The following is a 13,080-nucleotide window of genomic DNA, read 5'->3' as shown; positions in this document are numbered from 1 at the left end:
CAGAAGTGGAGTGAGGATAAAATATATGAACCGAAAAAGCAAGCAGACAACAATCAAGCACAAACTTCAGCTTTATGCCGATATTCGTGCATACACAGATGATTTTGAAGTCGTTTCCTCCTCCATTGGCTTTGACGACAGCCTGTATATTTTACGGATTGACCGTGCGCCGGAAAGGGAGCAGGGGATGTTTGTTCCTTCCCGAACAACGGATGGGCATACATACAAAGTGTTAACGCTCGATGGCGATCATATGGAGGAACTGCTGCTTTCTGGACAGAAGTTTAATTATCATTTTGTGCAGCCGTTAGGGGAGGATCAATTGCTGTTGGTTGGCGCCAGATGTAGCTATTATGGTCCAGACCAGTATGATTTAAATGGCTTTACAAGCTACGTTTGTACGATATTGCGGAGGCTCGTTATGATTAATTGGATCACGAAAAATACAGACAAGCCGGTGTGCATACAATATGACATCAGCAGGAATATCAGCACCCTTGCAAGCGCTAACCTAAGGGGTTACTCGACGAGATTCCAGCAGCTTCGCGAAGATTTTCCAACGTTAGGTCAGGTGATTTAGCATGGGAAGAACTCGTAAAAACGTCGACGCCAACAGGAATACGAATCGGAAAGCGGGTGCGAAATTTCGCTGGAAGGCCCGAGCTATGTATCTGGCTGCTGTGCTGGTCGCTATCCTGTTGGGCTTGGGAAGCCGGGCCTTTTCCTCCCGGTTGCCTGAATTCGTTGCCAATCATTTTGGGGATGCCTTGTGGGCGTGCATGATTTACTTTGGGCTGAGGATGTTGTGGGTGGAACGTCGGTTGTCTGTAGCGCTGTGGGGCAGTTTGCTGTTTTGTTTCGCCATTGAGTTCAGTCAGATGTATCAGGCTCCCTGGATTAACAGTATCCGGGCGACGACATTGGGCGGGCTGGTGTTGGGAAAAGGGTTCTTGACCGCCGATCTGATCCGGTACACGGTGGGTATTGCGGTATCCTGGGCGTTGGACGAAGGCTGCCAAAGGCTGGCGGACATCACAACACGCACTACACGTATAGACGATGACGAGTCATTTAAATAACCTGAAAAGTGAGGGTTGCGCTTGAGACAAAAGGGAAAGCGTCACAGGTTGTTCGGTAAAATGATCGGATTATGCGCAGGGTTCAGCTTGTTGTTTGCGACCATAATTGTTCCGGGGCAGGCATTGGCCGATAAACAGCTCGCGGGGCCTCTTCGTTTTGACTTTGGCCCGGGAAGCATAGCTGAGGGCTACACTCAGGTCACCGCCAAGGATGCATACACGCCTGAACGAGGTTATGGATTTACCGATCTTTCCAAGGTGAAAGAAGAGGATCGTGGTGGAAATGACGCTATTCGTTCGGATTTCGTTCGTGTTCAGGGATCATCCTTTGTCGTCAATTTGCCGCCTGCGGATTATACGCTTTCCCTGATCGCCGGGGATACAGCCGGAAGCACAGACATTACGGTAAAGGCCGAGTCCATCGTCAAGGTGGAGCCTACCGCCAAAGCAGCAGGACAATTTGTCGAGGCCACATTTGAGCTTGCACTCATCGACGGTCAGCTGGAATTGTATTTCTCGGGAAATGATCCGAAGATTAACGCGCTGGTTATTACGCCAAAAGAGACTCGAGCGCAGAGTGAGCATCCTTCCGTATATCTTGCTGGGGATTCCACGGTCCAAACCTATAAATCCTCTATGAAGCCTCAGGCTGGTTGGGGACAGATGATTGCGCCGTTCTTCACAGACGAGACGACTTTTGTGAACCGTTCTATTGGTGGACGAAGCACGAAGACTTTCCTCGTACAAGGAAGACTGGACGATATTTTGCGGACCATCCGACCGGGTGATTATTTGCTCATCCAGTTTGGTCATAATGATGCGGCAATCAACAACCAAGAGCGTTATGTTTCTCCAGCGGATTATAAAGTCTATTTGAAAACCTACATTCAAGGAGCGACACAGCGCGGGGCTACACCTGTGCTGATAACCCCTGTTAGCCGCAGGGATTATGATGCCGCAAGTGCTTCCTATCGGATCAGTTTTCCGGAATACGTGCAGGCCATGAAGGAAACGGCATCCGAGACAGGTGTTGCGCTGGTCGATCTAAGCCGGTTAAGTGTGGCGTACTATAATACAGTTGGTCCGGAAGGGACACTTCCGTTATTTTTACATCTGGAGCCGGGAGTGTATCCTGCGTTCCCTGATGGGGTGAAGGACGATACGCATTTTCAGGAGTATGGTGCGGAGCAAATAGCCCGTCTGGTAGCACAGGGTGTCCGTGAGCTGAATATCCCTTTATCCTCCTATGTACGGACGAATCATTGACCATAAAACGCTATTTCCATACGCATGGTATACTTAGAAAATAAGCTGGCCCTACTCAAAGATGGCTCTGTTCCGGCTTGGGTAGGGCTTTTACGTTCTGAGCGGAAGAAGGAGAGGACAGGCATGAGTAACATAAAGGACGGTATTGTGGGGCTGTGCATCGGGGACGCGCTTGGCGTGCCTGTGGAATTCAGCAGCAGAGAGGCGCGGCGGGAGCAACCCTTGACGGATATGATGGGCTACGGCACACATCATCAGCCACCGGGTACCTGGTCAGATGATGCCTCGCTCACGCTGTGTCTGTTGGATAGCCTTACTGCATGCAGGGGCATCGACACAGAGGATATCGCCCGTCGATTTGTGCAGTGGTATCATGCAGAATGTTGGACGCCGCATGGTAAAGTGTTTGATATCGGCATCGCGACCCGTAAAGCACTGGATCGAATCAGCCGGGATGGGGTCAAGCCGGAGCTGGCAGGTGGCGATGATGAATATAGTAACGGCAACGGTTCGCTGATGAGAATTTTGCCGCTCGCCTGGTATGGGTCAGCCCATGATCGTGTGGATCTGATCCAGGCTGTGACTCAAGTGTCCTCCATTACACATAGACATCCCATTTCTATCATCGCTTGCGTATTTTATGTGCATATGGCGATGCTTCTGATTCGTGGCAAGGCTCTGGACGAGAGCTACCGGGAAACAATCCCTTATGTACAATCACAATTTCAGGGTGATCCTGAGCTACGGCATTTTGAACGGATTTTATCAGGGAAGATTCCTCAATTAGCTGAGCGTGAAATATACTCCAACGGATATGTCGTTCATACGTTGGAGGCGAGCTTGTGGAGCTTGCTGACGACAGACGGATATGCGGATGCCGTATTGAGTGCTATTCATTTGGGCGAAGATACAGATACAACGGGGGCCGTTACGGGAGGCTTGGCAGGGATTTATTATGGGCTTGGGGAGATTCCGCAGCATTGGCTTACCTCCTTGGCGAGAGTAGAGGATATCGTCAGGCTGTGCAAACAGTTTGAGCATTCATTGGCAAAATAAGAGCTTCATTTAACTTGAGCCACGGGAGGAAACGCTAATGACGGTTGCCCAGTTGAACAGACTCATTGATGGTCAAATCCTCTATAATCAGCATCGGAGTTTGTTTTATATGCATGACGGGAACGCCCTGATGGGACCTTCACCGGAAATGACGTATTGGCTGACACAGAGAAGCCCGGAACTGCTCCTTATGCTCCAAAGCTTGAAACGGCAGCATGAATATACCGCTTTTGTCACTGGCGTAGCGGCAAAAACACTGCACCAGTTTGTGAGTGTCAATCAGTATATTCATTTTCACTCCGACCATCTTGATGAGCTTACGCAATTGTATGATCGACTTTTCACCCGGATTCAAAAGCTGTTCCAAAAGCAAACTATGGATGAGAGTATACTAAGCATACTGCTACAGCAGCACTACGGGCATTTAAGAGATTTTCTAATTCGTACCAACGGACGGACGATGTTTGCCAAGTATGCAGAGAGTGAGTATACCTTTTGGATACCTTGTGAGGAATATACGCCTGAATTGCAGGCAAAGCTGCTAGGATTGGACATTGCCTGCTTGCAGGAGCCTGTTCTTGATGTGGGCTGCGGATCAGAGGCAGGGCTGGTAGGCTATTTGCGTTCTCTTGGCATTGAGGCTTATGGGACAGATCGGTTGGCTGAAAAGGCAACAGGTGTGACTCAGGGCGATTGGCTGGAGACAACCTTCGAGGAAGACGCGTGGGGAACGATTATCTCTCATATGGCGTTCTCCAATCATTTTATACATCATCATCTGAAAGTGGACGGCAATATTCACGAATACGCCCACAAATATATGGAATTGCTAAGGGCAATCCGACCTGGAGGAAGCTTTATTTACAGTCCGTGCCTTCCTTTTATGGAAAAGCTTTTGGATATCCGAACCGGTTATCAAGTAGAACATATCCAGTCATCTAAAGGTTATGAAGCCACGAAAATAACACGATTACGTTCGTAAGTGCTAATTCTTAATAGCTAAAGGGTGATTCAAGGTAAAAGCAGAGTATGGAGGGGCGCACAATGAACATCGAAACAGCGATTGCAATTGCCGCACAGGCTCACCAGGGACAGACGGACAAGGGCGGTCAGCCTTATATTTTCCACCCGCTTCAGGTCATGAACCGTGTAGAGGGGATGGATGAAAAACTAGTTGCCGTGCTGCATGATGTGCTGGAGGATACAGAGGTCACAGCGGATCGACTGAAAGAAGCGGGCTTTGGCAACCACATCATTGAAGCGGTGGAAGGGCTCACTCGGAACGAGGGAGAGGAATACAGCGATTTTATACGGCGAGCCAAAAACAATCCATTGTCCAGAGCGGTGAAAATAGCGGATATTCAGGAAAATATGAATCTGGAACGCATCCCTCATCCCACGGAGAAGGATACAGCACGAATAGCAAAGTATAAACAGGCGCTGCAAGAGCTTTTGGATTGAACCCATTCTAAAGAAAAGCAACTGAATTATTCATGTCCCAAGGCTACAGCATCACCACCATTCGGCAAATTGCAGAAGCGGCGCAGATTGGACGAGGCCATCTGTACTATTATTTTAAGAAAAAAGAAGATATTTTGCTTCATCTATATAAGGGCTTAATCGGAAATATACGCGAATTGCTGAATAACGTACTGAGCAAAGAGATTGACCCCTTGGAGAAATACGCACTTAGGGTCCATGCCTTTATCATTTGATCACTGAGGACGAGCACATTCCCCCAATTATGATCATGGTAGCCACTGCCTTCGACTTCCTGAGTATGACCTTCCACCGTCATCGTACCTGCGAATTTACCGCTCGGTACTGCACAGAACCAGGCGAAGAATGCCCCATCCGCTTCCTAGTAACCCGTTCCCGGACGATAGGAAGGGACCCGTTTTTCCAATGTAAGATGTACCCCAAAGCCATGATTGGATTCAGGGTCTACAAAGATTTCAATGGCTTATTCACTCCTTGTGCGTCCACATCTATATGAAAACTGGCTACGAAAAATAATCCATTCGTAAAATGACCATCCGTATACCACCATTCCCATTGTCCCGGCTTTAGCTGCTTGCTCAGATTTTAGATTTGGGCATACCCAAATGTTTGGCAACTCAGCTATGATCGCTTGGAGAATGACCAAGGAGGAAGGTAGGACTTTAATCCTTTTATTTGTCAGAGCTTATCTTGGAATGGTAGTATAAGGTTAGATATTACTCTATTTGGGATTCTGTTAACGATCTAAACCATATTTTCCTAAAAGCCGATATATCTGAATGAGGCGAAAACACACTGTTATTGTACCCGTCCGAAAATGGATGTATATGATTGGGTTAGGAGAGTAGAAGAAGTGTCGGATTTGTATACGAAAAAAGAAGTAGAAGACTATGTAACGAATGTAGTTTTTGAGCGTCCTTTAGGTGTAAGTATTGCAGCTATTTTATTGATTTTTAATGGAGCTCTTCTGCTGGTGACACAGTTGTTGACGCTTAATGCGTTGAATGAGGCTTCTACGCTGGTGGGGATTTGCAGGGGGATGTTTCAAGGGTTCATCGCTTTGCTCGGTTTGTCGGGGGCAACTGCGGGTGTCGGGATGTTATTTGGCAAGAAATGGGCCTGGTGGCTGGCTGTATTTTATTTTACATATGAAACGATGCGCTATACGTGTGCGATCCTGTTTATTCCGAATGTACCTCCAATGTTGGGGGGCGTACATCTAAGTCCTGACCTATACTATGTAAAGTATGGCATGCGTATTGTTTGGAATTTGCTGTTTACGGTGTTTATGTGCCGTAGTACAGTGACTGGATTTTTCCAAACAAGTGGTATAAACAAGTGGAAGGCATGTATTTTATTATTTTTAATCAATGGGGTGTTGGTGGGGATCGGCTGGTGGCTGATGAATTAGTATCTTCATATATGAGGAAGGAGATAGATGATGACAAAGGAAATATTTCCGGTGCTGGAAAGCAGCCGCTTGCATTTAAGACAGCTTACGTTGGGGGACGCGAAGGATGTGTTTGCCTATTTCTCCAAAGATGAGGTTACAAAATATTATGATCTGGAAAGCTTTACGGAGGTAAAGCAAGCAGAACATTTTATTCGTTCCATGCGATCCAAATATGAAAAGCAAGAGGGCTTACGTTGGGGGATTACGTTAAGAGAAGCTCCTGAACGTGTAGTTGGTACTATTGGATTTCATAACTGGCACAAGAAGCATTCCCGTATTGAAATTGGCTATGAACTGGCACCCGAATACTGGCGACAGGGCCTGATGGCAGAAGCGATGAAGGCAGTGATTCATTATGGATTTCATCTGCCGCAGGTTCACCGTATCGAAGCCTTCATTGATCCGGATAACGAAGGCTCCAGACGATTGCTGCTCAAAAGTGGTTTTACCGAAGAGGGCCACTTGAGAGACTATTTTTATGAAAAAGGCCAGTTTGTCGACGCTGTTATTTTTGCCATCCTTCGAGAAGAATATTGTGCGGATCGGTAATTTTACAAATATCCCTTTTCTCCGTAAGGCTGGAGCCGATCAAGCCAGATCTGCTCCAGCTTGGCCAGCGCATCTTTGACATCGAAGAATTCCGAATCTTTTTTCTTCAAAAGTTCCAGCACCTCAAACTCAAACGCATCTTCACCATACTCATTCCAGTCCTGTTGCAATTGCTTGTTCTTACAAGCTCCCATTTGCAACTCAAACCGACGACCGTTCAGTGATTTTAAATTTGGTGTGCCAGCGACAAAAATTTTTCCGTTGTGTGTATTGCGAATACAGTAGATTCCGGCTTCTGTCTTGATCTCCATATACTGCTGCACCAGTTCTTTTCTTCGATTCATTTTGAGTCCTCCTAATTTACAAATATCGTGCTTCAAGATTCCTTCAACCAATATTCACTGCCATCCGGTTTGCGATCCAGTAGACTATATTCAATCATATATCTTCGTACCGTGACATAATCGTCATACACTTCCTGCAAAATGGCATTAATATCCTTCTCATGATACGTCCGTCCTTCCTCAAAACGTCCCACAATTTCACGTAGTACGATCAACTTATGCTTTTCCTGCATTTTGAAGGTTTTCAGGCGACCCTGTGTACCATCTGGAAAATACTTTGCCAAAACCTTTTGCTTTTCGTCTTCGGTAATGTTGTAGCGTTCATCCACCATCCGTGCCCGTACCGGCACTTCGACGATAGCGGGAGCGTGGCGGTCTTTTTCCTTTAACAGCTCCATCAAGGAGAGAAATACCTTGGCCTGACGTTCCTTTTCTTTGAGGCCAAAGCGATGATTGCGGATGGTGGATGCACTGCCGATTCCGGTTTCCTTTTGAATATCCGCATCGCCCAGGCCTTGATAAAATAATAGGAGCAATCGATTCTGATGATCCGTCAGTCCGGTCAGCTTTTTGTCCAGGCCGATCAAATAGTCAAAGACCGAACCGTACGTCCGCTCAATATGAAGACGCATATACCGCTCCGCGTCATAAAATACCCCTTGATCCTGATATACGATTCCCTGTTCGTAGCGCTGTCCGTCCAGCAGACAAACCACCTGTTCTTCCTGACGGATATACCCACGCTTCAGCTCCTCAATTCCAGCATTCCAAAATAGCTCGGAATGATCCATTTTTACAAACACCTCGATTAAATGTTGATTATTTTATAGACAATATAACATTTTGTTTATTTAAAATCAATGAGTGAAGTGAAGGGATTAATTATACTGGTCATTCAAATCGATATTTTTTAATGAAAGTTCAAAGAAAGCTATGGATTTGGCCGACGCTCATTTACCTGGGGGTAAGAACAAAGATTATGCATTTATAGGCTCAAGTTGTCTTGATATGACAGTACAAATACTTTCATTAGGTAAGTGTACAATGGAACTAGTGCATCCAGATTTTTTGATGGTATTTGGAGTGATGAGACAACTGGAGACCAAATTCCAAATAATGCTGCCAAAGAATTTAAAAGTACTTTTTATAACGATGCTTTTACAATAAGTGATTATAATAAACAATTGCATGATTCCTATGATTCATACTCACGCATGGGTTGGTTAAATAGTAAAATAAACTTTGCTCAATTTAATATGTATCGAATTAATATATTGTTAGGAAGAACAGATTTACCAGGGGCCATTGATCTTTAAACAGTGTTCTCAACATAAGTAAGAAATATATTACTAAATAAATTGGCAATCTGAGTAGAATCATTGCTTCTACTCAGATTGCCAACAATGTATTTTTAACAGGAGGGGTTAATAGAGTGCTGAAAAAAGGGTTTTGGTTAATACTGATTATTGTAATTGCACATGCAGTTATATCAATTACAACAGGAAGTCCGATAGAAAGAGTCCAATTTCGGAGTAACGTTACTGACTACCTACATAAAATGTACACTATGGACTGGAAAATTGACTCAGTAGATTATGATTTTAAGAATGATAAATTTATAGCTAATGTGATCTCTGGCTCAGGGATTTCTTTTTTGGTGGATGAAGACTATTATGGGCAAATGATGGATAACTATGCCTCTTCTGTGTGGAGGGATGAGTTGAAAAAAACTGTAACACAAAAAACAAAGGAAGTTACAGGTTCAGATGCCGAAGTCATCGTAAATGTTAATCTTATGAGGGAGGATAGTAAAACATACCATGACGAGGTTCCAAGCTATTCTATGGTTAGTCAGAAACTCTCCTCAGAAGCTTCAATTTATATTAAATGTGACTTCTCAACGACTCAGTATCTTCAAGAGATGTTGGAAATAAAAAGGTGGATTATTAAAAAAAGGTACGATGCTTCGTTAACATTTAAGTCCGAGAAGGGAAAAATTCATTTTGCAATACCTGCAGAAGATCTAAAAAAAATAAAAAGTGTAGAGGACTTTTATCCTTATTGGCTTCAAATTAATTGATTATCATGTTTATAGAAACGACAAGAGAATCGCAGGCACTTTTATGTGCTCTTTTCGTTGTTTTGTGTATTATATTTGAATTTACGATTGTGAGGTTTACTCATGATAGAAGATGAATTGGAAAATAAAGTATCTAATCTTATATTGACAGTAATTCCTGCTTTGAAAGTGAAAAATATAATATTACATCATGAATTTAATAAAATATTAAATTGCCTTGATCAGTTGAGTGAGATTTTAAAAGGCAAGCAGGTCATCTCTAAGAGTCTCGCATATAAACTATTTCGTTTGTATACCACTGTGGAAACAGAACTAGTCTACGTAAAAGAAGGTGAAGAACCGGGTGATTTATTACCACAGTTATATATGCGAATAATGGCTGTTTTAGGGGAATTGTTTATGGATTAACTCCAAGGTATAATCCACTTTATTTTAAGGGAATTTATACAAAAAGAGGTGTGATATGAAATATAGATTTGCTGTCATTGACGCTGAAAGTGGACTCACAGTTGGCTATTCTAGAGATGTGGTTGGCTTAACGGGTGAACTCATCGTTGAAACGTACGAAAAGGTGATTTTTGAACAATTTGTATTTAATGAGGATTTCATAGGAAGCATAACAAAGACAAAACAATCTGTATACAGCTTGTATATTGCTATTTTAAATGATGAAGAAAAAGTGATTGGAAGCTATTATTATCACCTACCTGAATCCTACATGATCCATAAACTAAATTACAATAAAGGAAACTTCAATCTGGAGTTAACGGGTATACTTGAAACTAAGCCTTCCCCTGGGGAATTAAGATTATGGAAGTATTTAAAGGGAACTCAGCCGCTTGAAAATAATATATGGCAAGGCTTCTCTAAAGAAGAACAGGCCGGGTGGCTAAACGTGACTAGAATACATTCTGCGTCTAATCATTCTCACAGGTTGGATAAACGAGGAGAAGTCTACACTTTAGACGGGGAATACATATTGGATTTTACAACATTTTTTATAGCACTGGGAGAAGCGATTAATGGACCCGGAGGGTACTACGGATTTAGTTTGGACAGTATATCAGACTGTCTCTGTGGAGGGTTTGGAGTATGAGACCGTTCACGATCCATTGGAAAAACGCGCATTACTTTTTGGAAAGATACGAGGAAGAGTGGGATCAAAAAGAGACGTGCTATAGATTTTCACCACAGCAATATTTTATGGATCTTTTAACGATCTTGGTATCAGGTGGTGTTACAGTGAATTTAGCTTCGAATTAAGATAGCAAAGCATGAAGCTACATGATTGTAACGAATAAAATGTTCTCAGTTGTAAAGGGACAACGTAATTCTAACGCCCTGTTCGATATTTATCATACGTGGAGAGAATACATCTAAAACCACTGAATAGGTAGGGATTGACGATGAATCAAATTGAATTAGAAGATCGAATAAAAAAATTGATGGTGATTGTACTTCCTCAGATGAAAGCAAAAGGAGTTATTTTACAAAAAGAGTTCAATGAGCTGTTGGATTGTATGGAGCAGTTAACTAAGCTTTCAAAAGATCAAGAAGTTATTTCAAAAGAATCTAGCTTTTGATTTATTTTTCTTTTTTACGAGAGTGAATATGATATTTGAGAACTATATTACAGATGAGGAAGCGAAAGGAAATTTACTGGTGAGGCTATACGAGCAAACGATGAATCTGCTAAGTGGCGGATCGTATTTGGAGTTGTAGTAGAGGTTATAAGAAAGCTTGAAGGGTTCTAAATATTAACCACATGTGAAGCCCTTGCATGTGGTTTCTTTAGATCTCAATAGGAAAGTTACAACTGATGATCTTTGTCAAGTCACTCAGCGTGATGGTGAGCTTAATGAACAAATCCAAACCTACGACAAATGGAACCGATTAGGGCGTGTATTCAAACTACAAAGCAAAGTTGAACTGTGTGGTTCTTTCCTCTTCTATAGTTTTAGGGGGAGTTGGACTACTGGATCGACTGAATAAGTTTGGGCAGGAGAAATAAGGACTAAAAGAAAGGAAGAAATACTCTAAATGGAATATAAATTAATACAACCACCGTTTGAAATGAAAGAATACTCTGAAATGAACAAGCATGAAGCTAAAGAACATTTTAATTGGTTTAAACAGCAAATACCTTCGCGTTTAGAGCAACTTGGCGCATTTTCACAGATACATCTGGATTATAGTCATCGCTCACTTATAGATATTTGGGAATGGTATCTAAGAAATGTACAGATTCAAAACAAAAGTACGTCAGAATTAGAAGAGGAGTATTCAAGAACTTCTAAATGGATGAAAGAATATATTAATGACAAAAAGGTTAGTACCCAATCCCAAGCATTTACACTGGACATCGGAATTTATCTGGGGGAAGTTGTAAAAAGTAATCATAGTGGGTTGGACTGGGGTCTTATTTTTAAACCAAAGTCTTATATTAGCGTAAATCGTCCTGTTATCACTGGTTTGACTAAGGAAACAGATATGGATGTGATCATGATCGTAACGAATAAAATGTATCTGGTTTTAGACGGTGAGCGTAATCCAAATGCTTTATTCGACATTTATCATACGTGGGAGAAATATATTTAAGGTCACCTTATAGGAAGGGATTACGATGTTCGAATCTAATTTATAAGAAACAGAGAGCCGTAAGCATGTTAACGGCTCTCTTCGTCGTCTTCTGGCAAGTATTCGATCAGTGCACCAGGGAGTACGCCAAGGGTTCTACAAAGTGTATTCAAGGTTGGAAAGTCAATCCGGGCGTTTGCGTTGGAGGGCAGCTTTTAGAAAACCTAATTGAAACAGTTTCTCATAACAAGAGAAGTACCATTTTACTAATTTGTATCATCCTCTACATACTCGATAACATCTTGAACATGGCAGTCTAGAGCTTTACAAATTTTATCTAGCGTATCAAATTTCACACCGTCTGTTTCTTCGTTGTAAAGTTTGGTGATTCCGTTTCTATGTAATCCAGTCATGCGGGAAAGCTCGGCAATATTTATTCGTTTTTCGCCCATAATACGGGAAAGATGAATCTTTATCATATTTTCCTCCAGCTAAATGCATTCTATAGTGTTAAAAAGAAACATCAAAGTATTGACAATAAACACTATTGTATGTATTCTAAAAACAACAAAAATAACACTGTAATGTGCATTAGGTTTATTGAAATGTTATTTGTGAACGTCGTAGTAATATGCTTATCGTACCAAAACGTTTTACAATTAGCAATTAATTATCGTTCAACCACCTAGTTTGAAAAACTACCTGTAGAAGAAAGTATATTGGCAAATAAGAAACTTTGAACAAAGAATGGAGCGAGGATGTATGACAGAATGGGTAATGGGATTGGAACGGGTATCCATGGTTCAGGGGCCGTATGATTCACCTCATATGTATGAGATATGCGAAGGGGTTCTTTATGACCATCAATACTTCTTTTACCTCGAAAATGGCATACTGTGTCTGCGCCATGTGAAGAAGGTGGAGCAATCATATCATACGCATCTTTATCTGGATGGAGAGAGCGGAGGTCTGCAACTGGCAGAGGGAATACAAGGGGAGGTTATGCAAGTTGTCACGGAGATCATCGAACGCTTACGCGCCAAGGATGGACTGACATTTTTATTCGATGAACTGCTGTGGCTACATGGTAGGGGCCCCATTGAATTAAACCTTTTCAATAAGAAGGATGAAGTGACCCCGAGTGGCAGACAACTTGCTACGAAATAAATGATCCTT

20 protein-coding genes and 1 pseudogene are annotated in these 13,080 nt (G+C 42.6%); 17 read left to right on the top strand and 4 right to left on the bottom strand.

What is annotated here, in order from left to right:
• Positions 1-25: 25 nt before the first annotated feature.
• The 9 genes and pseudogenes from E0698_RS10620 to E0698_RS10580 all read left to right on the top strand — a co-directional run bounded on the left by E0698_RS10620 (position 26) and on the right by E0698_RS10580 (position 6,903).
• Entirely contained in the window at positions 26-580 is a 555-nt protein-coding gene (locus tag E0698_RS10620; RefSeq protein WP_192511592.1) for a hypothetical protein, read from the top strand.
• A gap of 1 nt (position 581) precedes the next feature.
• On the top strand, positions 582-1,079 hold the full coding sequence (locus E0698_RS10615) for a ribosomal maturation YjgA family protein (protein ID WP_192511516.1): 498 nt from the start codon (positions 582-584) through the stop codon (positions 1,077-1,079).
• Positions 1,080-1,139: 60 nt separating this feature from the next.
• Positions 1,140-2,345, top strand: coding sequence for a rhamnogalacturonan acetylesterase (locus tag E0698_RS10610; RefSeq protein WP_192511586.1), 1,206 nt, complete (start codon positions 1,140-1,142; stop codon positions 2,343-2,345).
• A gap of 123 nt (positions 2,346-2,468) precedes the next feature.
• Entirely contained in the window at positions 2,469-3,401 is a 933-nt protein-coding gene (locus tag E0698_RS10605) for an ADP-ribosylglycohydrolase family protein (RefSeq protein WP_192511515.1), read from the top strand.
• Between the two features lie 37 nt (positions 3,402-3,438).
• Positions 3,439-4,383, top strand: a complete 945-nt coding sequence (locus tag E0698_RS10600; protein WP_192511514.1) for a class I SAM-dependent methyltransferase — start codon at positions 3,439-3,441, stop codon at positions 4,381-4,383.
• A 62-nt stretch (positions 4,384-4,445) separates the two neighbouring features.
• Complete coding sequence (locus tag E0698_RS10595) at positions 4,446-4,862, top strand: HD domain-containing protein (RefSeq protein WP_192511513.1); 417 nt, start codon at positions 4,446-4,448, stop codon at positions 4,860-4,862.
• Positions 4,863-4,888: 26 nt separating this feature from the next.
• Positions 4,889-5,116: pseudogene (locus E0698_RS10590) on the top strand (TetR/AcrR family transcriptional regulator); the annotation flags it as partial.
• A 638-nt stretch (positions 5,117-5,754) separates the two neighbouring features.
• A complete protein-coding gene (locus E0698_RS10585) occupies positions 5,755-6,312 on the top strand; it encodes a hypothetical protein (RefSeq protein ID WP_192511511.1) in 558 nt (185 codons plus the stop codon).
• 30 nt (positions 6,313-6,342) lie between these two features.
• A complete protein-coding gene (locus E0698_RS10580; protein ID WP_149094641.1) occupies positions 6,343-6,903 on the top strand; it encodes a GNAT family N-acetyltransferase in 561 nt (186 codons plus the stop codon).
• 2 nt (positions 6,904-6,905) lie between these two features.
• On the opposite strand, the gene E0698_RS10575 is transcribed toward E0698_RS10580, so the two are convergent.
• Both E0698_RS10575 and E0698_RS10570 read right to left on the bottom strand, forming a co-directional pair.
• Positions 6,906-7,247 (bottom strand): GIY-YIG nuclease family protein, encoded by a 342-nt coding sequence (locus E0698_RS10575; protein ID WP_134910597.1) that lies wholly within the window; start codon positions 7,245-7,247, stop codon positions 6,906-6,908.
• 32 nt (positions 7,248-7,279) lie between these two features.
• The gene (locus tag E0698_RS10570; protein ID WP_192511510.1) at positions 7,280-8,038 is read right to left on the bottom strand and encodes a DUF2087 domain-containing protein; all 759 of its coding nucleotides are present in this window, start codon (positions 8,036-8,038) and stop codon (positions 7,280-7,282) included.
• A gap of 246 nt (positions 8,039-8,284) precedes the next feature.
• Here E0698_RS10570 and E0698_RS10565 point away from each other — a divergent pair, with 246 nt between their 5' ends.
• The 7 genes from E0698_RS10565 (at position 8,285) to E0698_RS10540 (ending at position 11,925) form a co-directional block, all read left to right on the top strand.
• Positions 8,285-8,563 carry a hypothetical protein gene (locus E0698_RS10565; RefSeq protein WP_192511509.1) on the top strand — a complete coding sequence of 93 codons (279 nt, stop codon included), beginning with the start codon at positions 8,285-8,287 and terminating at the stop codon, positions 8,561-8,563.
• 116 nt (positions 8,564-8,679) lie between these two features.
• On the top strand, positions 8,680-9,327 hold the full coding sequence (locus E0698_RS10560) for a hypothetical protein (protein WP_192511508.1): 648 nt from the start codon (positions 8,680-8,682) through the stop codon (positions 9,325-9,327).
• A 102-nt stretch (positions 9,328-9,429) separates the two neighbouring features.
• On the top strand, positions 9,430-9,735 hold the full coding sequence (locus E0698_RS10555; protein ID WP_025683572.1) for a hypothetical protein: 306 nt from the start codon (positions 9,430-9,432) through the stop codon (positions 9,733-9,735).
• 55 nt (positions 9,736-9,790) lie between these two features.
• On the top strand, positions 9,791-10,423 hold the full coding sequence (locus E0698_RS10550) for a barstar family protein (protein ID WP_238353942.1): 633 nt from the start codon (positions 9,791-9,793) through the stop codon (positions 10,421-10,423).
• A complete protein-coding gene (locus E0698_RS26745) occupies positions 10,420-10,590 on the top strand; it encodes a hypothetical protein (protein ID WP_238353941.1) in 171 nt (56 codons plus the stop codon). Before E0698_RS10550 ends, E0698_RS26745 begins: the two co-directional genes overlap by 4 nt.
• 143 nt (positions 10,591-10,733) lie before the next feature.
• Positions 10,734-10,910, top strand: coding sequence for a hypothetical protein (locus E0698_RS10545; protein ID WP_192511507.1), 177 nt, complete (start codon positions 10,734-10,736; stop codon positions 10,908-10,910).
• Positions 10,911-11,367: 457 nt separating this feature from the next.
• Positions 11,368-11,925 (top strand): hypothetical protein, encoded by a 558-nt coding sequence (locus E0698_RS10540; RefSeq protein ID WP_192511506.1) that lies wholly within the window; start codon positions 11,368-11,370, stop codon positions 11,923-11,925.
• Between the two features lie 68 nt (positions 11,926-11,993).
• Here the strand turns inward: E0698_RS10540 and E0698_RS10535 are convergent, their stop codons facing one another.
• Together E0698_RS10535 and E0698_RS10530 are read right to left on the bottom strand one after the other, a co-directional pair.
• Positions 11,994-12,092 (bottom strand): hypothetical protein, encoded by a 99-nt coding sequence (locus E0698_RS10535; RefSeq protein ID WP_337916203.1) that lies wholly within the window; start codon positions 12,090-12,092, stop codon positions 11,994-11,996.
• A 78-nt stretch (positions 12,093-12,170) separates the two neighbouring features.
• The gene (locus E0698_RS10530; protein ID WP_016820594.1) at positions 12,171-12,383 is read right to left on the bottom strand and encodes a helix-turn-helix domain-containing protein; all 213 of its coding nucleotides are present in this window, start codon (positions 12,381-12,383) and stop codon (positions 12,171-12,173) included.
• A 283-nt stretch (positions 12,384-12,666) separates the two neighbouring features.
• On the opposite strand from E0698_RS10530, the gene E0698_RS10525 reads away from it, so the two are divergent.
• Positions 12,667-13,071, top strand: a complete 405-nt coding sequence (locus tag E0698_RS10525) for a hypothetical protein (RefSeq protein ID WP_192511505.1) — start codon at positions 12,667-12,669, stop codon at positions 13,069-13,071.
• The last annotated feature ends 9 nt before the right edge of the window (positions 13,072-13,080 follow it).

The organism is Paenibacillus sp. 23TSA30-6, from assembly GCF_014858585.1.
GTDB lineage: Bacteria > Bacillota > Bacilli > Paenibacillales > Paenibacillaceae > Paenibacillus.
Note: the sequence above shows the minus strand (reverse complement) of the source record. Positions and strands in the feature narration are given on the sequence as shown.